Genomic DNA, 22146 nt, shown 5'->3' on the forward strand with positions numbered 1-22146 from the left:
GTAGTCTTTTGTATTTTTAAATTTTATTTAGAAAAATTACATCTTATCGATAAAATCTGAGATTTCAGTTTGTAATTCTTCTGAAGCTTTTACCAATGGCAAACGCACTTCATCTAAACAAATTCCTAATTTTTGTAATACTGCTTTGATTCCTGCTGGATTGTTTTCTGCAAAGATTAAGTTTACAATATCCATTAATTTATAATGTATTTCATACCCTTCTTTAGCTTTTCCTTCTAATCCTAATTGAATCATTTTTGAAAATTCTTTTGGTAATGCTTGTCCGATTACAGAAATAACTCCTGATCCTCCAGCTAAAGCTACACCTAAAGCTAAATCATCATCCCCAGAAATTACTAAGAAATCTTCTGGCTTATCTTTTAACAACTCATAATACTGTTGTTGGTTGTTTCCTGCCTCTTTTACAGCAACGATATTTTCGAAGTCTCTTGCCAATCGTAAGGTAGTCGCTGGCTCCATATTTTTTGCAGTTCTTCCAGGAACATTATATAAAATAATTGGTTTAGGACTTGCTAAAGAAATTGCTTTATAATGCTGATAAAAACCTTCTTGAGTTGGCTTGCTATAATATGGAGCTACTGATAAAATTCCATCGATACCAGTTAAATCTAACGTTTGTAATTCTTCAACAACTGTTTGCGTGTTGTTTCCTCCAACTCCTAAAACTAAAGGTAAACGACCATTGTTTTCTTCTATTACAACCTTTATTATTTCTAATTTTTCTTCCTTAGTAATGGTTGCACTCTCTCCAGTGGTTCCATTTATTACTAAATAGTTTGTACCGTTTTCAATATTATAGTTTACTAACTTTCTAAGTGCATCAAAATCTACACTTAAATCTTCGTTAAAAGGAGTTACCAAAGCCACTCCTGTTCCTACAAACTTTTGCATTATATTTTATTTAAAATCGTTAGATATTTTTTTAACTCTTGATTTAAAACTGCTTCATTAAAACCTTCGTCAGACACAACAATATCGTATAACCTGTCATCAATTTCAGCAAAACCAGCTTTTAAATCTGCTTGCGACAACAAAGTTATTACATTCGTTAATAAGTTGGAGGTTTTTGTATAGTTTATAAGTAAGTCGTAATCATTTTTAACGAAATCTTTCAAATTGTCGGATTTTAAACTCGCTTTAAATCCTAAATCTTTTTCAGTAAAAAACTGTGATGAAGGCTCATCTTTCTTAGAATATTCTCTAAATACCAATACAGCAACATCTTCTTTTTTAAACGTAAAGTTGTTTGCTAAATTTGCTAACACAACATTAACTAAAGCCTCATTATCTAACAAAATAGCTACTTTTTTAACCTGTGAACTCTTGTGTGATTTCTTGCCTTGTTTAGCTATTAACTTATCGTATTCTTTTTGAATAGATTTACTTTTTAATGTATTTATCATGTATGAAAATTAGGGGTAGCTAATTTATTTATTTCTCTTCAATTTCTATCAATAAAAACTGATTCAATTGTTTGCCATACACTTGAAAGTTATCATCTGAAGCTAGAATTAACGATTTATTTCCATTAGCTAAGGTTGGACCAAAAGTAATTGCTTCTATATTATCTATAATTCCGTCTGTTAGTTGACTTTCAACAGTGCTAAAATCTAGCAATAACTCTTTTTTTAATGGTGTATATTTTTCATTTTTCAATGATTCTATGGCTAACGTATTTGTTGAAGCATCATCAATCGTAGCTTTAAAAATTCTAACTACATTTCCGTTACTTCCATAACCACTTTGATAAATTCTTTCAATGATAAAAAAATGATCTTTTTTATATTCTAAAATAGCCGTTACTCCATTTAAATTCACATTTCCCTTAGCAGGCTTATCAATCTTTTCTAATTGGTAGGCATACTGTTTAGTTGCTTTTTTTGTGTTCTTATCGTAATAAGTGATTCTAACTGGTGATAGAGTTTCATGAAATGTTGGTTCTTCTCCATCTGCTTCTAACGGAGCCTCCATTGCTACCCAAAAACCTTTATCATCAATACTTTTTGATGAACCTTCAAAAACTCCATTGTGTTTAGGTTTTGCTTCTGAAGTAGCTTTGAAGTAATTTGGTATAACTACCTCATTTATAAAATTCCCTTTTGTATTTATATGAAAAATACTCGGATCTTTTTTATACTGAATTGAACCTTCACTTGTTAGATTAAGAACACCGTCTTGAATAAAAATAGATTCTAAATCTAACACATGGTTTTTAGTAAACTGACTAACAGTATCAACTACAATAACTTTTTTAAAACTTACCGATTGAATCGAATCATTTTTAACAACAATATCACCTATCAGAATCCTCGGATTTGCCGCGTCATCAACAACCATATAATATTGATTATTGTAATAGTCGATTCCTGAAATTCCTCCTATTACGGTATTATCAATCTGTAAAGAATCTTTTACTACGTATTCATTTAAAAATTTAAGTGAGGTTTTTTGTTGTTTACACGCTAGTAAACCAAAAACTGATAAGGCAAGTACTATTTTTTTCATACTTACAAAAGTATTGTTTTTAGTTTATGTAGGCATTAAGAATTATAACGTCTAAGTAAATAGATTTTTATTATGTATGAAAAAATATATTCTTTTATTTTTAAAATTGACTGGAGCACAAGAAAGCATTGATTTATTTACCAAAACAGTAGGAAATAACGAAGCTTACACGAGAATAAGTACAGGTGTTTTTGAATTAATTGCTTCCGTACTTTTATTTATCCCCTAAAAAAACTTGGTTAGGAGCCTTATTAACTATTGGTTTAATGGGTGGAGCAATTATGAGTCACTTAACTATTTTAGGTATTGAACACGATGGCAATGGTGACATTTTGTTTATTAGTGCCATTGTTGCTTTAATTTCAGGATTGATTTTATTGTTTTCCTATCGAAAAGCATTCCTTTTTTAAAAATTTAGATTAACTCTCTTTAGCTATCATTGCCTTAACAATTAAGTATTGAGAAACGATATACAATACTATAATAGCAATATTAAATAAGTGTTTTGGCGTATAAAAGTTGTTCAACGCAATTAAACTATCAGATGCTATAAACAAAATAGCTCCCAGTAATAACCATGAACTCGAAGTTGTTTTTTGCTGACGATAATGTAACAATGCCGCAGTACCAAAAGTTGAAATTGTAATTCCGTATACGATTACTGGCAATAACATATCACCTAAATTGTCATAAATTAAACCTAGTAACCCTACAAACAACAAGACAAATGGAATAGCAGAGGTTATCATTTTTGCTGTTAAATCTTTAAATAACAAATCAGTGGTTATTTTAATATAAACAAGATGAGCAACTAAAAAAGACCCTAAACCAAACACAAACAATTTCTCTTTATCTAATAGAAATACATCTCCCAAAAAAGAGAAAAACAAAGCTGATAACAACCAAAAACTTGGCTTTTTTACCGATACTAAATACACTACTGCAAGTGTTGTCATTAACAACGGTTTAAAAATAATTTCGATGGTTTTATTTTGAGTTATTACTCCATATACATCAGCAATAGCAACTAATAAAAACACTATGGAAGCTATGGTAATTTTAGTTTGTTTAGTCATTTTTCAGATGTTAGATGTTAGATGTTAGATGTTTAAATTTGTTCTTTCTAAACTTACATCACAAATAATCTCATAAAATTTTTCACTTTTCACTTTTGAACTTTATAAACAGTTAAACCCATAAACAAATAAACTTTACTGTCTACTGTCTAAAACTAACCAATCATATCGATAAAATCTTGTTCGGATATAATTGGAACCCCTAAACTTTCAGCTTTTGTAAGTTTACTTGGTCCCATATTATCACCTGCTACAATATAAGTTGTTTTTTTAGAAATTGAACTCGACACTTTTCCTCCATTATCTTCAATTGCTTTTTTAAGTTCATTTCTACTCATTTGATGAAAAACTCCTGAAACGACAAATACTTTCCCAGCTAACTTATCTGTTTGTCCTTCTAAACTTTCTGCTGAAACTTCTAGTTGAACCCCGTGTGATTTTAATCGGTTTATTAAGTCTATGTTTCCTAAATTGTTCGAAAATTCAATAATACTTTGTGCTATTCTATCACCAATTTCATCAACAGCAATTAAGGTTTCCAAATCGGCATTCATTAAATTATCGATTGACTTAAAGTGTTTTACTAACTTTTTAGCTACAGTTTCTCCTACAAAACGGATTCCTAATGCAAACAATACTTTTTCAAACGGAATTTCTTTTGACTTTTCAATTCCTTCAATCATATTTTGCGCAGATTTTTCAGCCATTCGCTCTAACGGAATAACCTGCTCCACTGTTAAATCATATAAATCCGCGTAATTTTTTATCAATCCTTCTTTACGCAATAAATCAACCGTTTCACCACCTAAACCATCAATATCCATAGCTTTCCTACTGATAAAATGCTTGATTCTACCTGTAATTTGCGGTGCACATCCAAATTCATTCGGACAATAATGTTTTGCATCACCCTCTGTTCTCACCAATTCAGTATGACATTCAGGACAATGTGTTGCATATTGTGTAGGTACAGAATCTGCTGGTCGCTTTGTTAAATCAACCCCAACAATCTTCGGAATAATTTCTCCGCCTTTTTCTACGAAAACCGTATCTCCTATTCGTACATCTAGCTTCGCTATTTGATCAGCGTTATGTAATGAAGCTCTTTTTACAATCGTTCCAGCTAATTGTACAGGTTCTAAGTTTGCTACAGGTGTTATTGCTCCTGTTCTACCTACTTGATAGGTGATTTCATTTAATATCGTAGAAACTTGTTCCGCTTTAAACTTATAGGCTATTGCCCAACGAGGTGCTTTTGACGTATACCCTAACTCATCTTGCTGCTGAAACGAATTTACTTTTACCACTACTCCATCAGTTTCATAAGGTAAGCTATGGCGTTTTACATCCCATTCGTTTACAAAGTCTAACACTTCTTCTATCGACTTTGCTAAAACAATGGTGTCTGGAACTTTAAATCCAACTTTTCTAGCAGCTTCTAAACTTTCAAAATGTGAAGCATATTTACGCTCTCTGGTTACCAACTGGTACAACAAACAATCTAACGGACGTTTTGCTACTTCTGCACTATCTTGCAGTTTTAAACTTCCACTAGCAGTATTACGAGGATTTCTATACGGTTCTTCGTCGTTCGCAATACGTTCTTCGTTCATTTTATTAAATCCATTTAACGGTAAAATGATTTCTCCTCGCATTTCAAAATCAGTTACAAAATCGCTATTCGGTAACAACGGTATAGATTTTATCGTGCGAATATTCGTAGTTACATTATCTCCTTGAAAACCATCTCCTCGTGTTACCGCTTGTACAAACTTACCATTCTCATAAGTAAGATTAATAGAGGCTCCATCATATTTTAACTCACACGTATACTCAATCTCATCAGTTCCTAAAATCTTTTGAACGCGCTTTTCCCAATCTAACAAATCCTCCTTAGAATACGAATTATCTAACGAATACATTCTATGTTTATGAGTAACTGTTTCAAAGTTTTTAGTTATTTCTCCTCCTACTCGTTGTGTTGGTGAATTTGGATCAAAAAACTCTGGATTTTCGTCTTCTAACTGTTGAAGTTCTTTTAATTTGATATCAAATTCATAATCTGAAATAGTTGGTTTATCCAACACATAATAACTATGATTATGTTGATGTAGCTCTTCTCTTAACTGTTGTATCTTTTCTTTAACTGTCATTAAATTATTGTCTAACGGTACCTGTAAAATGATTGATTTTTGAGTTGATTGGATTTCCTGATGCACGTCTAAAAGAAGCCAATTGACCCGCATGCCATGTAGCATCGGCAATAGGTCCGTTAATAGCATTCCATAACGGATGTTCTTTTTCTCCAAAAATTATTTTGTGTTGTGATACATCTGTACTTTTTCTAAAAATATCGCTCGCTAACTTTAAATTTTCTAAGGTTGCTTTTCTCTTTTCAGCAAATGTCATTTCTGATTTTACTTCTTTATGCGGAACCTTTAACGCAGCATTTTTAATTACTATCGACAAGCTTAACACATGATCTATTGTTTCTCCTGCTGTTTTTGCCTCAGTACTTGGCTTGTATTCTAAATCTTCTTCAGTTAAACCATCTGTAGCCCAATAATAACGAAACCCTAATCCATCTATCATTCTACTCACAACAGTTCCTACTGTAAACTCCTCTGCCTCTTTAGGTATTTCGTAATAAGGTAATTTGTTTTGTGAATTTGTTGTAATCGACATAAGCAACAATAAAATTGAAGAAAAAAAGATTTTCATTTTAGGATATTTTGACGCTAATTTAAGGAAAAGTTTTTAGGAGTTTGTCAGATTTTTCTTCATTATATTTAAAACAAAAAAGCCGAAGCAAATGCTTCGGCTATCTATATAAACGATTGATAATTTATCTTTTTAACACCATGGTGTAAACTGTTTCATCTTCTACCGCAGAGACTAAAAGTTCTTTGTCATTAAGTTTTTCGATTTTTAAGTTACTTTCAAAACTTTCATCGTCAAACTCAAGTTCATTTTTTTCTTCGTTTAACTTCCAAGTACCTTCTTTTCCTTGGTCGTTCATTACTACTTGATACTTTCCGTTAGTGTTAAACTCTAACCAGTTATTTCCATCAGAAAATTCCATTTTTTCATTTCCAATTTCCATAGATTGAACCTTCCACTTTCCTGAAAGCAAACTATTAATTTCTTGATTTTCTTGAGAGAAACATAGTGAAGTACTACCAAGTAAAAACACTAGTAATGCAATTACTTTTTTCATTTTTGGGGGATTTAGGGGTTATTTACGTTCCAAATTTAACAAAAAAACCGAAACAAACAAATGTTTCGGTTTTTATATCTATGTTATTTTTATATATTAATAGTAAGTATAACGACGTACTTTAGCAATGTGCTTAGCTAAACGCATTACTTGGTGAGAGTATCCGTACTCGTTATCGTACCATACATAAATTACAATTGTATCACCATCTGCAATAGTTGCTTTACTATCGAAGATAGATGGAGCTGTTGTTCCTACAATATCAGAAGAAACTAATTCGTTGCTTAATGAGTATTGAATTTGCTCTACTAAATCTCCTTCTAACGCATATTTCTTCATAATAGCGTTTACAGATTCAACTGTAGCTGGAGAGTTTAATTGTAAGTTTAAGATTGCTAACGATCCGTTTGGTACTGGTACACGAATAGCACTTGACGTTAATTTACCTGCTAATGCTGGTAACGCTTTTGCTACTGCTTTACCTGCACCAGTTTCGGTAATTACCATGTTTAAAGCAGCTGCTCTACCTCTACGGTATTTCTTGTGCATGTTATCAACCAAGTTTTGGTCGTTTGTATATGCATGTATAGTTTCTAAGTGCCCTTTTTTAATTCCGAAATTATCCTCTAATACTTTTAATACTGGAGTTATAGCGTTCGTAGTACAAGAAGCTGCAGAGAAAATATCAATATTATCAGGATTGTTCTCTTCATGATTAACACCGTGAACGATGTTTGGCACACCACCTCCTGGAGCAGTTAATAATACTTTGCTAGCTCCTTTAGCTTTTAAGTGACGGCTTAGCGCTTCTTCGTCTCTAAAAGCACCTGTATTATCTATAATTAATGCGTCATTAATTCCGTATTCAGTATAATCGATATCTTCTGGTTGTGCTGCTGAAATCATATAAACAGTAGTCCCGTTAATGATTAAAGCGTTATTATCAGCATCTACCTGAACTGTTCCTAAGAAGTCTCCGTGTACAGAGTCTACACTTAATAGAGAAGCTCTTTTTTCTAATACTGTTTGGTCTATTTTACCACGAGTTACTACAGCTCTTAATCGTAATTGAGAACCTTTACCCATTTTGCTGCTCAACTCACGAGCTAATAAACGACCAATACGTCCAAAACCGTATAATACTACGTCTTTTGGTTGAATATTTTCTGCTTCAGTAGCGTCTTTTAACTGCTCTTTTACAAAAGCTATTTTATCTGCCGATGCATCATCTTGTAAATGATATTCGTATGCTAATTTACCAATATCTAATTTTGATGGTGGTAAATCAATTGATTGGATTGCTTTAGCTATTTCTAAAGCATCTTCTATTGTTATTGGTTTCGCTACAAACTCTTTAGCGTAATCGATTAAGTTTAAAACCTCACTAGCTCTTTTATCTACTAATGGATTTCTAAATAATACTAACTCGATAGATTTATCGTACCATAAATCGTTAACGATGTTAATAAACTCAACCGTAGCTCTTCGAACTTGCGCTTGATTTACTACTTCTTTTTCGTAATTTGTTATTGTTGACATAGTTGTGTGTTAACTAAAATTAAAAATTTGTGCAAAAATAGGTATTTCCTTCTATTAATCTTAAAATAAAAACATAAAAAAAGCAACTTAAAAGCTGCCTTTTTTATGTTTTTATTTTAAACCATACCTAACTTTTTCCCCTTTTGAGTTTATTCCTTCTAAAATTAAAGAACCATTTTCTAAGAGTTTATTTTTAGCATCTAAAGCATCCCTAACTTCTGATTCATTTATTTTTGTTATAATAAAACCTTTATCAACACCCAATCGTTTTAAAAAAGGATTTACATTTTCAGCAATTTTAGCTCCTGAATTTAATTTATTCTTTTTCAAATCAGCCTTTGACAAATCTTTAATTATTATCCCTAAACTTCTTACTGAAACAAAGTCTTTCTTACTTAAAACTACTAACTTCTCTAATTCTTCTCCTCCTCTATCAATAGTCACTACCACTTTATCTCCTGGTCTCCTTGCTGTTAACTGCCCCTTTAGATCTGAAAATTTTGAAATTTTCACATTGTTAATCTTAGTAATAATATCTCCTTCTTTGAGGCCTGCTTTTTCCGCTCCTCCATTCTCGGTTACCGATGTAACTTCAACTCCATCTTCGGTATTATCGTAGCTTATACCTATTAGGGCTTCTTGTACAGTTCCGAACTCTAATAAATCATCTACAATTTTTTTAGCAATATTAGATGGCACTGCAAATGAATATCCTATAAAAGAACCTGTTCTCGATGATATAGCTGTATTAATACCAACCAGCTCTCCACGCGTATTCACCAATGCTCCTCCACTATTTCCTGGATTTACCGCTGCGTCTGTTTGAATAAACGAATCTATATTCGTATTCCCGTCTAAATCACGCCCTTTTGCACTCACAATACCGGCTGTAACTGTGGATGTTAAATTATACGGATTTCCAACTGCCAGTACCCATTCTCCAACCTTCATGTTATCTGAATTTCCGAAAGGTAAATTTGGCAACTCAATATCAGCTTCTACTTTCAACAAAGCTATATCGTTTGCTTTATCGGCCCCAATTAACGTAGCTTTTAACTTTTTCTGATTGTTTAATGTAATTTCTATATCGTTTGCTCCTTCAATAACATGGTTATTGGTTACAATATATCCGTCAGGAGAAATAATTACTCCACTTCCTGTGCCTACTTGCTCGTACTTTCTGGTTCCACTTCCTCTACCATAAAACAATTCTGCTAACGGATTTTGTTGTGTTCGTATCGATGTATTCTTAACATGTACTACTGCGTGTACCGTTTTATCGGCTGCCTCGGTAAAATCAGTCGGGGTTGATGATGAGTTTATCACTGTTGGCGTATAACTTGCTTTAACAGTTTGCATTGTTGGTTCTACTACTTTCTCAACAACTACTTGCGGTTCTTCAATCAATGTTTTATATCCTGCAAGTGCTATTGCTCCTCCTAAGATTGCAATTCCTAAAGTTCCAAATATTTTCTTCATGTGCTTACAAAATTTTATATTTCAAATATATCAATTTTAACATTTTAAGTAAATGTGTTTAACTTCTATTTAACGGACTTTAACCGCTATTTAACAGTCTGCTCTCCTTGATAAAATATGTATCTTTGTTTACTATTATGGATTTAGAATTTTACAAATATCAAGGAACAGGGAACGATTTTATTATGGTAGATAATCGTTCAAAAACCTTTCCAAAAAATAAAACTGACATTATTGCAAAATTGTGTAATAGAAACTTTGGAGTTGGTGCTGATGGTTTAATCTTACTCGAAGAAGATACTGATACCGATTTTAAAATGGTATACTATAATTCTGACGGCAACGAAAGTACCATGTGTGGTAATGGTGGACGATGTATTGTTGCTTTTGCCCATAAACTAGGACTTTTTGAAACCAACACAACTTTTATCGCTATTGATGGACTTCATCATGCATCTATTGCTAATGACATCGTATCTCTTCAAATGATAGATATTGATCATGTAAAAATATTTGACAATTATGTTTTTACCAACACAGGTTCTCCTCATCATGTACAATTAGTAAATGACCTCTCTGAATATGATGTTTTTTCAAACGGAAGAAGAATCAGAAATGAAATTTACGGTACTGAAGGAAGTAATGTGAATTTTGTAGAGCAAGTTAACTCTAATACTTTCAGAGTTCGCACCTACGAGCGTGGTGTTGAAGACGAAACTTTAGCTTGCGGAACAGGTGTTACCGCTGTTGCTATTGCTATGCATGCTACTAAAAAAACTACTAACACTTCAATTACTCTACCTGTAGAAGGAGGAGAATTAAAAGTTTCTTTTGAAGAAAAAAACAGCACTTATACTAATGTATTTTTAACAGGACCTGCTACATTTGTATTTGAAGGTAAAATAAACATTTAGTGCATACGTTAACAGGAACATATATCAACTTAAGAGCTTTAGAACCTGAAGATTTGGAGTTTTTATTTCAGATGGAAAACAACGAACTCTTCTGGGAAGTTAGCCATACACAAGCTCCTTTTTCTAAATTTTTATTGAAACAATATTTAGAAAATTCATATTTAGATATATACGAAGCAAAGCAATTACGTTTAGTTATTGAAGAGAAAGCTACCAGTAAACCTGTTGGAATGATTGATTTGTTTGATTTTAACCCTCAACACAAAAGAGCTGGAGTTGGAATTTTAGTCCACCCAAACTCTCAACACAAAGGGCTTGCTTCAGAAGCTTTACAATTATTAATAAAGTATTGTTTTACGCATTTACAATTACATCAATTGTATGCAAATATTACAGATGATAACCATAACAGTTTACATCTTTTTCAAAAACACAACTTTACACAAATTGGTATAAAAAAAGATTGGACATACCACAAAGGAACATATAAAAACGAACTACTATTTCAATTAATCAATGAATAAGAAAATTATTTTAGGAAGCATTGCTGTTATTTTTTTAATTGGCGGAATTATTGGCTTTAACTATTATCAAAAAATATTTGGAAAAGCAGTTACCAAAGATGGTGCTGTTTTTATTGGTTCAAACGCTTCTTTTATAGATGTTCAAAAACAACTTACTGAATTTGTAAAACATCCAGAAAATTTTGCTTGGGTTGCAGAAAAGAAAAAGTTTACTCAACCTAAAGGGGGTAAATACTTATTAAAAAAAGGTATGAGTATGAATGATGTGGTAAACCTTTTACGTAGCGGAAATCAAACTCCAATTACCTTATCTTTCAACAATCAAGATACTTTAGAAAAACTAGCAGGAAGAATTTCCGAACAAATTGAGGCAGACTCTACAGCCTTGCTACAAGCAATGGCTGATACGAACTTTTTATCAACTAATAATTTCACAGAAAAATCAGCTTTAGGAATGTACATTCCGAATAGCTATGAGTTTTACTGGAATACTTCTGCAGAAAACTTCCGTGATAAAATGCTACGCGAATACAATCGTTTTTGGACTCCTGCTAGATTAGAAAAAGCTAAAAAACTAAATCTTTCAAAAGAAGAAGTTATCACATTAGCTTCTATTGTTCAAAAAGAAACAGCTCAAAAAATTGAGCGTCCTATTGTTGCTGGTTTATACTTGAATAGATTAAAAGACAACTGGCCTTTACAAGCTGATCCTACAGTTATTTATGCTATCAGAGAAATTAAAGGACAAGATTTTGTAGTAAAAAGAGTTTTGAATAAAGATTTAGTAATAGACTCTCCTTACAATACCTACAAGAACACAGGACTTCCTCCTACTTTAATTGCAATGCCTGATATTTCCTCTATTGATGCTGTTTTAAACCATCAAAAACATAACTATTATTATATGTGTGCAAGTGTAGATAAGATTGGTTTTCATGAGTTTGCGAATTCTTTAGCACAGCACAACAGAAATGCTGCGAAATACCAACAATGGATAAATAAACAAGGAATAAGAAGATAAATTAACAAAAATTTATTTTTACTAATTTTAATAAAAGATTATCAAAAAGACAATAAAACCCTCTTTTTTTTATATTCTAACTAAATAAAACACCAGAAAAGCCCCTTATTCTTAACAGTTAAATAACGGTAATTTATTGATTTATAGTCTGTTGTAAAAAATTACCGTATCTTTGCCTGGCTAAACAGAAAGTATATAATTATCAGACATTTAGTATTAGTCATTGTAACATTTGGATTCTTAACTAGTTTCACAGAGGTTACAACTAAACACGAAAAAGCTGTTACCACCCCAGTTCCAGCGAACAAAATCGAAAAAGTGAATGTTCCTTTTTTATCAAATGATTTTGTTGGATTTAAAGAAGCTCTAGCTTTTAAAGAATCTCAAGGGAGATACAGAGTTATTAATGAGCTTGGCTACTTAGGGAAATACCAATTTGGTAAAGAAACTTTAAAAAGATTCCGAATTTACAACACCGATTATTTCTTAAAAACTCCTGAATTACAAGAACGTGCATTTGTAGCTTACTGTAAGTTAAATAAATGGATTTTACGTAAGGATATTAAAAGAAGCGTTGGTAAAACCATTAACGGAATAAAAATAACCGAATCGGGTATTTTAGCTGCAGCCCACTTGAGTGGTGCAGGAAATGTAAAAAAATTTTTACGATCAAACGGGGCTATTCAATTTAACGATGCTTTTGGAACATCAATAGAATCGTATTTGAAGAAATTTGCTGATTATGATGTTTCTAATATAGAAGCAACTAGAAAGCCCGTTGTTTAACAAGTTAATTAGAAAAATAAAAAAGCTCACTGAAAAGTGAGCTTTTTTGTTTCTTTATTTTTTATTAAAAATCTTGATTTACATTCCAAGACTCTAAAATTTCTTTAAATGTTTTGATAAACATACCTCCTAAAGCTCCGTTCACTACTCTGTGATCGTAAGAATGTGATACAATCATTTTATGACGGATTCCGATGAAATCTCCTTCTGGAGTTTCAATAACAGCTGGCTTTTTAACAATAGCTCCTAAAGCTAAAATTGCTACTTGAGGTTGGTTGATTATTGGTGTTCCTGTAATACTTCCAAAACTTCCCACATTTGTTACTGTGTAAGTACCACCTTGAATTTCGTCTGGCTTTAATTTATTAGCTCTCGATCTGTTTGCTAAATCATTTACTTGCTTAGTCATTCCTACTAAACTTAATTGATCTGCATTTTTAATTACAGGAACAATTAAATTTCCATCAGGTAAAGCAGCTGCCATTCCTAAATTAATGTTTCCTCTTTGGATGATTTTATCTCCATCAACAGATATGTTAATTAATGGATGTTTCTTTATTGTTTGTGCTACCGCTTGCATAAAGATTGGAGTAAAGGTTAACTTCTCTCCTTCTCTTTTCAAATATGCATCTTTAACTTTGTTTCTCCAGTTTACAATATTGGTAACATCAATTTCTATAAAAGACTGAACATGAGCAGATGTCTGTATCGAATCAACCATATGCTTCGCAATCAATTTACCCATACGACTCATTTCAATTACTTGATCTTGTCCTCCTAAGGTAATTGGTGTAGATACTACTTTTTCAGCTGGAGCTGCTTTTACTGCAGTTGCAGCAGGCTTTTCAGCTACTTTTGGTTGACTTCCTCTATTTTCTAAATATGATAAAATATCATTTTTAGTAACTCTTCCTTCTTTACCTGTTCCATTTATAGTTTCTAACTCTTCAATAGATATTCCTTCTGTTTGCGCAATACTCTTAACTAATGGTGAGTAAAAACGATCGCTAGAAGAAGTATCAATTGCTGTAGCAACAGTTTCTTTTGCTACTTCAACTGTTTTTTCTACTGCTTCAACAGCTGCTGGTTGTGCTTCTTCTTTCTTCGGAGCTTCTGTAGTTACTCCTTCTCCACCTTCAGTTTCGATAATAGCAATTGTTTGCCCTACTTGCACAACAGCGTCTTTTTCAAATAAGATTTCAACTAAGGTTCCTTCAACTTCACTAGGTACTTCGCTATCTACTTTATCAGTAGCTACTTCAACAACGGTATCATCTATATCAATAGTTTCTCCAACTTCTTTTACCCAAGAAGTTATTGTTGCTTCTGCAACACTTTCGCCCATTTTAGGCAACTTCAATTCGTATCTAGCCATAGTATGTATATTTTTAACGCTTGCGAAGTTACTAAAAAGCAACGATTTTTTCATCTTTTTATCGATTAATTATTTTCACTTTTTTCTTCTTCTTTTAAATTATTCACAACACAACACTTAAAAATGATAATCTAATTACATTTATCTTCTTAAAAGCAACACATTCTTACGAATTACCTAATCAATACTCAAGGTTTTGTTTATCCATACAAAATTCTATTTTTGAAGTCTTTAACCTAAATCAAAATTATTGAGCACTTCTATTGCCAATCTTAATTTCTTATTCAATTGGAGACCCTATCAAGCGAATGTATTAGAAAATTTCTCTTCACATATAGATGATAATCACTTTCATATAGTTGCGCCGCCTGGTTCTGGGAAAACAATTTTAGGAATAGAAATTATTAAAAGAATAGGTAAAAACACCTTGGTTCTTGCTCCTACTTTGACAATTAGAAATCAATGGGAAGATCGTTTGCAAAACTTTTTTACTACCGATTGTAATTTTACTCAGGTTTCATTTGATATTAAACAACCTTCTGATATTACCTTTTCTACATATCAGGGTTTACACAGTTTTTATAAGTCTTTTGAAACAAAAGAAGACTATTATAACTTCTTCAAAAAACATCAAATAGAAGTTTTGTTATTAGATGAAGCTCACCATTTAAAAAATGCTTGGTGGAAATGTTTGTATGAATTAAAAGAGCAACACATGCAAACTGTTGTTGCTTTAACTGCCACTCCACCCTACGATAGTGAAAATACTGAAATTCAAAAATATTTTAAACTGTGTGGTGAAATTGACGATGAAATTGTAGTTCCTGATTTAGTTAAAGAGCAAAACCTTTGTCCACATCAAGATTTAGTTTTTCTATCTAAACCTGAAGATCAAGAAATTAATTTTATTACTGATTTTAGGCTGAAAATTGCTCAGTTTGTTACTGACATTTTAAAAGATAAAGAATTTATTTCTTTTCTAAAGCAGCATAGATTTTATGCTAAAACAGAGGAAAACTTAGAAGAACTCTACAAGTATTCTGATTTCTTTTCTTCTATGTTAATCTTCCTACGCGAAGCAGAAGAAACTATTCCTTTTGAAAAACTACGTGTATTAGGTTTTGATAAAGATGAAGAGATTGATTTTCCTTCAGTTACAAATGAATGGATTCAAATTTTGTTTCAACACTTATTGGTAACTGATCGCGATAACCTTATTGAACACGAAGCTTATATTAATATTTTAGAAAAAAAACTTCGGAAATTGGCAGTTTTCAGTAAAAACAAAGTCAATTTAGTAGGAAATGAACTTTTGTATAAATCACTCAGTAATAGCCCAAGTAAGTTAAAAAGTATTACCACGATTGTTCAACAAGAACAACAAAATTTACAAGACGACTTACGTTGTGTTATTTTATCAGATTATATTAGAAAAGAATATCTAAACTGTTCTTTACCTGAAATAAAAGAAATAAAAAAACTAGGAGTAATTCCTATTTTTCATCATGTTAGAACAACTACTAAAAACAAAAATAGTTTAGCTGTTCTTACAGGTAGTTTGGTAATTATTCATAGTAGTAATATTGCAAAGCTTGGTTTAATTGATACTATTGATAACTACAATTACACTCCTTTAAAATCGGATACTGAGTTTGTAATTCTTACCACTAAAAATTCATCTAAACATAGTATTGTTGAAGTCATTACTCAACTTTTTGAACTTGGTCATATCAAAGTTTTAGTGGGTACAAAATCGTTATTAGGTGAAGGTTGGGATGCTCCCTCGATTAACAGTTTAATTTTAGCGTCTGTTGTAGGCTCATTTGTTACTTCAAATCAAATGCGTGGTCGTGCTATTCGAGTAGATAGCAAAAACCCTAATAAAGTTGGCTTAATTTGGCATTTGGCTTGTATTGATACTTCGGATGAGTTTGGAGGACGAGATTTTGAAATTCTTTCTCGTCGTTTTAATGCTTTCTTAGGTATTTCCAACAATAAAAAATCTGTTATAACTAGCGGAATTGGACGTTTACAGCTTCCATCAAATTTTATCAATGAAGATATTCAACAATTAAATGAAAAAACTTTACAGCTTTCCGAAAATAGAAATCTGATTGCTCAACAATGGAGAAATGCTATTAGCGATGGAAAAGGAATCGTTAAAGAGCTTACATTTTATAATGAAAAGAATAAACAATATCCTAAACAGAAAAAGTTGTATTATCAAGATATTGTAAAGTATACTGTGGGTGAAATTATTGTTGGTTTATCATTTTTTTTCCCTGAGTTTATCATTAAAAACTTTAATATTTTATTACAAAAGGGAATTTTTTATTTCTTATTTGCTTTGTCTTCTGCCTTAGGACTAACTTTTGGTTATAAAATTTATAAGTCTGTTCAATTGTATATATACTTCGGATTGATTCATAAAAAAATAGATAAAATTGCAGCAGCAATTTTGGAATCTCTTTATGAATTAAACCATTTAACAACACCCTTAAACGAAATACAAATTCAAACTCAATTATTAGCTAAAGGAAATGTTTCTTGTACTATTCACGGAACAAACAGGTATGAAAGTACACTATTCATAAAGGCTTTAGATGAGTTGTTACAACCTATCGATAACCCTAAATATTTACTGATAAAAACCAGTTGGTTCCGCAGAAAATTAAAGTTACATAACTTCTTTCCTGTTCCAGAAATTTTTGGTGTTCGTAAAAAAGAATGTCAAATTTTTCAATCTCACTGGAACAAACATTTTGGTAAATCTAAGTTGATATATACTCGAACTATGAATGGAAGAAAACTGTTATTAAAAGCACGTCTTTTCCATATTCATAATATGAATAATGAACTCACTAAGAAAAATGTTGTTTGGAAATAGGTTTTAAATTATACCCAGTTTTTAGGTTTAGCCAATACCTCTAATAATTTTGCTTCTTCTGAACCTTCTTCTGGATGGTGATTGTATTTCCATTGTACCGTAGGTGGTAAACTCATTAAAATACTTTCAATACGTCCGTTCGTTTTTAAACCAAATAAGGTTCCTCTATCATGTACTAAATTAAATTCTACATAACGACCACGACGAACTTCTTGCCAATCTTTGTGCTCTTGAGTGTACGCTATATCTTTTCTTCTCTCAACAATTGGTACATATGAGTTTAAAAAGCTATTTCCTACTTCTTTAACAAAATCATATCGATCTTGCATAGAGAACCCCTCTGTTTCTTTTAAATAATCAAAGAACAAACCTCCTAAACCACGTGCTTCATTTCTGTGCGCATTCCAAAAATAGTTATCACAAGTTTCTTTATATTTTTTATAAAAACCGTCATTATGACGGTCGCAGGCTTCTTTACAAACCGAATGAAAATGCACTGCATCTTCTTCAAATAAATAATACGGAGTTAAATCTTGTCCACCTCCAAACCACTGATTAACAATATTTCCTTCTCCATCATACATTTCAAAATAGCGCCAATTAGCATGCACTGTTGGTACAAACGGATTCTTAGGATGAATCACCAAACTCAATCCGCAAGCAAAGAAATCTCCGCTTTCTACTCCAAATTGATTTCTTAACACCTCTGGTAATTCACCGTGTACTGCTGAAATATTTACGCCTCCTTTTTCAAAAATGTCTCCATTTTCAATCACACGAGTTCTACCTCCACCACCTTCTGCACGCTCCCATAAATCTTCTTGAAACTTGGCTTTACCATCAACTTCTTCTAATTTTGAAGTTATTGTATCTTGTAATTGTTGAATATAGGCGTAAAACTGTTCTTTCATCTTAATTTCTATTGAAGTGCAAAAGTACTTATTCTGGTAATTTTTTAAGCTGTATTTTCTTAATAGTTTCTGTAGTAGCTGCAGTAACTGACAATGGTAATACAAGGATTACTCCGATTATCGGAATCAACAAAAACAGCATAAAAACGATTCCATTTCCTATCGCTAACCCTTTGTGCTCTTTTACAAAATTAATACTTTCTCGATACTTAAAATGACGTTCTAAAGTATAATCCATATTACCAAAACCTGCATAATAGGCTTGCATTAAAAACAATAATACCGTTGAAATAATACCTATAACAGGAATAAATCCTAATAATATAATGGGAATGGTCAACAACAATTCTCTGGTTAAATTTCTTAGGTTTATTCTAACTCCCCTAATTAATTGCTCTTGAAAAGATGTTATTCTGTGTGTATGGTCTTCTCCTCTAAGGTGATCTTCAATTTTTTCAGAAACTGGACTCATAAAAGGTGCAGATAATGCCATTACAATGTGTTTATACAATACCAATCCTATTACGACTATTATCAATCCACTTATAAAAGTGCTAATTACTTCAAAGGTTTCTTTACCAAATTCCCATTTCCAAAAATTTGCTACATAATGACCTATATTATCTGAAAATGTATATGCCATAAAGCCAACAAATGTTGCTGTTAATAAGCTTATCAGCATTGGAACGATAAAATATTTCCATAGCTTTAATTTAGATATTAGTCCGAATGCTCCGAAGTATGCTTGAATTCCTTTTACAATATTTTGTATCATTTCTTTTTTTGTGTGAAAATAAAAAACCTCTTTCGATTAGGAAAGAGGTTTAAAAAATATTGTTATTTCAACTACTTTAAAATTGGTGCTAAAAAGTCTTCGAAATTCTTAGTATTAATTTCGTTTACTTCATCCCAACCAACTTCTTTTGTTGGCGTAGCAGCACCTCTTTTAACGTTTACAAATTGTTTGTCTTTGTTAATTAGATAAGCTGTTGGGTAATCTAGCTTATGAACAAACCCGCTGATGTCTAAATATCCTTTTTGAACTTTATCAATATCTCTTGCAGGAACTAACTTAATTCTCTTATCTAACTTTTCAGCCATTCTTTTAACCTTAGCTTCTTTATCCCAAAAAATCATAATAAACTCTAATTGATCATTATATTTTTCAACCATCTTATTTAAAGCTGGTACATCTCCCCAACAAGGAGCTGACCAAGTTGCATTGGCTATAAGTACAATTGGCTTGTTTATTTTGTCTGTGCTTACCGTTTTACTATCCATTGTAGTAAAGTTATAATTTAACAAATAAGAACCTTTAATGCACTTATCAATCAAACCTTCGGTACTTTCTTCTACACAATTGTTTACTGCAAAATTGTAATACGTTTTATTTTGTGCGAAAATAACTGTTGTTAAAAAACACATCAAAACAAAATATAATTTCTTCATTTTTAATTATTTAAAGGGGATTATCTATCGGCTTTATACTCTTTAACCGCGTCAATAAATGCTTTTGCATTCTCTAGCGGGATATTCGGTAAAATTCCGTGCCCCAAGTTAACAATATATTTGTCTTTACCAAACTCATTTATCATTTGGTGTACCATCTTTTTTATTTCAGCTGGTGGAGACAACAATCTTGAAGGGTCAAAGTTACCTTGTAAAGTAATATTTCCTCCTGTTAAATAACGAGCATTTTTTGCAGAACACGTCCAATCTACTCCTAAAGCTGAGGCGTTTGATTGTGCCATTTCACCTAGGGCAAACCAACATCCTTTACCAAAAGCGATAACTGGAGCATCATCTTTTAATGCTTCTATTATTTGATTAATGTATTGCCATGAAAACTCCTGATAGTCGGTTGGAGATAACATTCCTCCCCAAGAATCAAAAACTTGTACAGCATTCACACCGGCCTTTACTTTTTCTTTTAAATACGCAATAGTGGTATCGGTTATCTTCTGAAGCAATTCGTGTGCCAAAACCGGTTGGGTGAAACAAAATTCTTTTGCTTTGTCGAAGTTTTTAGACCCTTGCCCTTGCACAACATAACATAAAATTGTCCATGGAGAGCCCGCAAAACCTATTAATGGTATCTCTTCATTCAGCTTTTCTTTGGTTGCTTTAATAGCATCCATTACATACCCTAATTCTTCATGAATATCAGGTATAATTACGTTATCTAACCCTTTTTTATCTCTTACAGGATTTGGTAAATAAGGTCCAAAGTTAGGTTTCATTTCCACTTCAATATTCATTGCTTGTGGAATTACTAAAATATCTGAGAATAATATCGCAGCATCCATTCCGTATCTACGAATTGGTTGTACTGTAATTTCTGAAGCTAATTCTGGGGTTCTACAACGTGTGAAGAAATCGTACTTTTCACGAATTTCCATAAACTCTGGCAAATACCTTCCTGCTTGACGCATCATCCATACTGGTGGACGATCAACTGTTTCTCCTTTTAAAGCTCTTAAAAATAAATCGTTTTTTATCATAATTCATTGTTGAAAAGTTGAAAAGTTAAAGGTTTAAAAGTTTACTTTACAACTTTATTACTTTTAACTTTTAACTAACTTTCCCTACTGCTTCCATCGACTTATCAATGGCATTAGCTATCTCTTGAATATCTTTTTCTGTTAATGCTGATGATAAGAACCAAGCTTCAAACTGGCTTGGAGGTAAAAACACACCATTTCTAGTCATTTCCCAGAAGAAAGTAGCATATTTCTTCGTATCTGAAGTTTGTGCTTCTTCAAAGTTAGTTACTTTTTTATTGGTAAAGAACGGATTAATCATCGAACCAAATCGGTTAACTGTGATTTCTACCCCATGCTTTTTAGCTGATTCCAATAAGAATACCTCAATAATTTGAGCAATCTCGTTAAACTTTTCGTACGGATTTTGTTTCTTTAATTCTGTTAAAGTCGAAATTCCTGCTGCCATGGCAATTGGATTTCCTGATAAAGTTCCTGCTTGGTACATTCCTCCTAATGGAGCTACTGTTTCCATAATTTCATTACGTGCTCCATAGGCTCCTACTGGAAAACCTCCTCCAATTACTTTTCCTAAACAAGTAATGTCAGCTTCAACACCTAATACTTCTTGTGCTCCTCCAAACTTAGAACGGAAACCTGTCATTACCTCATCAATAATCAACAAGGCTCCTTTTGAGTTTACATACTCTTTTAATTCTTTTAAGAAATCATTTTGTGGAGTTACTACCCCCATATTTCCTGCAATAGGTTCTAAAATAACTCCTGCAATATCATCGTGCGCTTCAAAATGTGCTTTTACACTTTCTAAATCGTTGTAATTTGCAATCAAGGTATTTTTTACAGCCCCTTCTGGTACTCCTTTACTACCTGGTAAACTCAACGTAGCTAAACCAGAACCTGCAGCTACTAATAAAGCATCTTGATGCCCGTGATAACAACCTGCAAACTTTATAATTTTATCTTTTCCTGTAAACGCTCTCGCTAAACGAATTCCGCTTAATACCGCCTCTGTACCAGAGTTTACAAAACGAACTTTGTCCATTCCAGGGAAAGCATCACAAACAATTTTTGCTAATTTAATTTCACCTTTTGTTGATGCTCCAAAAGAATACCCATTTTTCAAAGCTTTTCTAATAGCTTTTTCTACTTTTTTATGACGGTGTCCTAAAATCATTGGACCATAAGACAATACTAAATCGATATACGAATTATCATCAACATCAATAATTTTACTTCCTTTCGCTTTTTTTATGAATAAAGGATTCCCTCCTACGGATGCAAATGCACGTACTGGTGAATTTACCGCTCCTACTAGGTTCACTAATCCTTTGTTATATAATTCTTGTGATTTTTTGAACATAATGTGTATTTGTGTATTTGTTTAATCGTG

At 32.1% G+C, this 22146-nt stretch carries 22 protein-coding genes; 7 read left to right on the top strand and 15 right to left on the bottom strand.

What is annotated here, in order from left to right; genetic code table 11:
* Positions 1-36 precede the first annotated feature (36 nt).
* The 3 genes from dapA to Q0663_RS06480 are packed head-to-tail and all read right to left on the bottom strand — an operon-like array spanning position 37 to position 2526.
* Positions 37-912 carry a 4-hydroxy-tetrahydrodipicolinate synthase gene (dapA, locus tag Q0663_RS06470; protein WP_299008330.1) on the bottom strand — a complete coding sequence of 292 codons (876 nt, stop codon included), beginning with the start codon at positions 910-912 and terminating at the stop codon, positions 37-39.
* Complete coding sequence (locus tag Q0663_RS06475; RefSeq protein WP_299008333.1) at positions 912-1424, bottom strand: hypothetical protein; 513 nt, start codon at positions 1422-1424, stop codon at positions 912-914. The genes dapA and Q0663_RS06475 overlap by 1 nt, the downstream gene beginning before the upstream one ends.
* A 28-nt stretch (positions 1425-1452) precedes the next feature.
* The gene (locus tag Q0663_RS06480) at positions 1453-2526 is read right to left on the bottom strand and encodes an esterase-like activity of phytase family protein (protein WP_299008336.1); all 1074 of its coding nucleotides are present in this window, start codon (positions 2524-2526) and stop codon (positions 1453-1455) included.
* Positions 2527-2602: 76 nt separating this feature from the next.
* Here Q0663_RS06480 and Q0663_RS06485 point away from each other — a divergent pair, with 76 nt between their 5' ends.
* Both Q0663_RS06485 and Q0663_RS06490 read left to right on the top strand, forming a co-directional pair.
* Positions 2603-2755: a hypothetical protein gene (locus Q0663_RS06485; protein ID WP_299008338.1), complete on the top strand. Its 153-nt coding sequence runs from the start codon at positions 2603-2605 to the stop codon at positions 2753-2755.
* A gap of 37 nt (positions 2756-2792) precedes the next feature.
* Entirely contained in the window at positions 2793-2936 is a 144-nt protein-coding gene (locus tag Q0663_RS06490; protein ID WP_299008341.1) for a hypothetical protein, read from the top strand.
* Positions 2937-2945: 9 nt separating this feature from the next.
* Here the strand turns inward: Q0663_RS06490 and Q0663_RS06495 are convergent, their stop codons facing one another.
* From Q0663_RS06495 to Q0663_RS06520, 6 genes are all read right to left on the bottom strand, one after another.
* Entirely contained in the window at positions 2946-3602 is a 657-nt protein-coding gene (locus tag Q0663_RS06495; RefSeq protein WP_299008344.1) for a lysoplasmalogenase, read from the bottom strand.
* 155 nt (positions 3603-3757) lie between these two features.
* The gene (ligA, locus tag Q0663_RS06500; RefSeq protein ID WP_299008347.1) at positions 3758-5755 is read right to left on the bottom strand and encodes an NAD-dependent DNA ligase LigA; all 1998 of its coding nucleotides are present in this window, start codon (positions 5753-5755) and stop codon (positions 3758-3760) included.
* A 4-nt stretch (positions 5756-5759) separates the two neighbouring features.
* Positions 5760-6323: a hypothetical protein gene (locus Q0663_RS06505; protein WP_299008350.1), complete on the bottom strand. Its 564-nt coding sequence runs from the start codon at positions 6321-6323 to the stop codon at positions 5760-5762.
* Positions 6324-6447: 124 nt separating this feature from the next.
* Positions 6448-6819, bottom strand: coding sequence for a lipocalin family protein (locus Q0663_RS06510; protein WP_299008352.1), 372 nt, complete (start codon positions 6817-6819; stop codon positions 6448-6450).
* A gap of 96 nt (positions 6820-6915) precedes the next feature.
* The gene (locus Q0663_RS06515) at positions 6916-8358 is read right to left on the bottom strand and encodes a glyceraldehyde-3-phosphate dehydrogenase (RefSeq protein WP_299008354.1); all 1443 of its coding nucleotides are present in this window, start codon (positions 8356-8358) and stop codon (positions 6916-6918) included.
* Positions 8359-8469: 111 nt separating this feature from the next.
* A complete protein-coding gene (locus tag Q0663_RS06520) occupies positions 8470-9837 on the bottom strand; it encodes a trypsin-like peptidase domain-containing protein (protein WP_299008357.1) in 1368 nt (455 codons plus the stop codon).
* A gap of 137 nt (positions 9838-9974) precedes the next feature.
* Between Q0663_RS06520 and dapF the strand changes: the two genes are divergently transcribed.
* The 4 genes from dapF to Q0663_RS06540 all read left to right on the top strand — a co-directional run bounded on the left by dapF (position 9975) and on the right by Q0663_RS06540 (position 13082).
* Complete coding sequence (gene dapF, locus Q0663_RS06525) at positions 9975-10751, top strand: diaminopimelate epimerase (RefSeq protein WP_299008359.1); 777 nt, start codon at positions 9975-9977, stop codon at positions 10749-10751.
* Complete coding sequence (locus Q0663_RS06530) at positions 10751-11275, top strand: GNAT family N-acetyltransferase (protein ID WP_299008361.1); 525 nt, start codon at positions 10751-10753, stop codon at positions 11273-11275. Before dapF ends, Q0663_RS06530 begins: the two co-directional genes overlap by 1 nt.
* On the top strand, positions 11268-12296 hold the full coding sequence (gene mltG, locus Q0663_RS06535) for an endolytic transglycosylase MltG (protein ID WP_299008365.1): 1029 nt from the start codon (positions 11268-11270) through the stop codon (positions 12294-12296). Before Q0663_RS06530 ends, mltG begins: the two co-directional genes overlap by 8 nt.
* A 195-nt stretch (positions 12297-12491) precedes the next feature.
* The gene (locus Q0663_RS06540) at positions 12492-13082 is read left to right on the top strand and encodes a peptidoglycan-binding protein LysM (RefSeq protein ID WP_299009607.1); all 591 of its coding nucleotides are present in this window, start codon (positions 12492-12494) and stop codon (positions 13080-13082) included.
* Between the two features lie 64 nt (positions 13083-13146).
* Here Q0663_RS06540 and Q0663_RS06545 read toward each other — a convergent pair whose 3' ends face one another.
* Entirely contained in the window at positions 13147-14457 is a 1311-nt protein-coding gene (locus Q0663_RS06545) for a dihydrolipoamide acetyltransferase family protein (protein ID WP_299008367.1), read from the bottom strand.
* A 250-nt stretch (positions 14458-14707) separates the two neighbouring features.
* Here Q0663_RS06545 and Q0663_RS06550 point away from each other — a divergent pair, with 250 nt between their 5' ends.
* A complete protein-coding gene (locus Q0663_RS06550) occupies positions 14708-17344 on the top strand; it encodes a DEAD/DEAH box helicase family protein (RefSeq protein ID WP_299008370.1) in 2637 nt (878 codons plus the stop codon).
* A gap of 8 nt (positions 17345-17352) precedes the next feature.
* Here the strand turns inward: Q0663_RS06550 and hemF are convergent, their stop codons facing one another.
* From hemF to hemL, 5 genes are all read right to left on the bottom strand, one after another.
* Positions 17353-18255 carry an oxygen-dependent coproporphyrinogen oxidase gene (gene hemF, locus Q0663_RS06555; protein WP_299008372.1) on the bottom strand — a complete coding sequence of 301 codons (903 nt, stop codon included), beginning with the start codon at positions 18253-18255 and terminating at the stop codon, positions 17353-17355.
* Between the two features lie 28 nt (positions 18256-18283).
* On the bottom strand, positions 18284-19030 hold the full coding sequence (locus Q0663_RS06560; protein ID WP_299008375.1) for an EI24 domain-containing protein: 747 nt from the start codon (positions 19028-19030) through the stop codon (positions 18284-18286).
* A 71-nt stretch (positions 19031-19101) separates the two neighbouring features.
* Complete coding sequence (locus Q0663_RS06565; RefSeq protein WP_299008378.1) at positions 19102-19704, bottom strand: thioredoxin family protein; 603 nt, start codon at positions 19702-19704, stop codon at positions 19102-19104.
* Positions 19705-19724: 20 nt separating this feature from the next.
* Positions 19725-20756: a uroporphyrinogen decarboxylase gene (hemE, locus tag Q0663_RS06570; protein WP_299008381.1), complete on the bottom strand. Its 1032-nt coding sequence runs from the start codon at positions 20754-20756 to the stop codon at positions 19725-19727.
* 70 nt (positions 20757-20826) lie between these two features.
* Positions 20827-22119 (bottom strand): glutamate-1-semialdehyde 2,1-aminomutase, encoded by a 1293-nt coding sequence (gene hemL, locus Q0663_RS06575; RefSeq protein ID WP_299009613.1) that lies wholly within the window; start codon positions 22117-22119, stop codon positions 20827-20829.
* Positions 22120-22146 lie beyond the last annotated feature (27 nt).

The sequence above is a fragment of the uncultured Tenacibaculum sp. genome (genome assembly GCF_947504135.1).
Classification (GTDB): Bacteria; Bacteroidota; Bacteroidia; order Flavobacteriales; family Flavobacteriaceae; genus Polaribacter.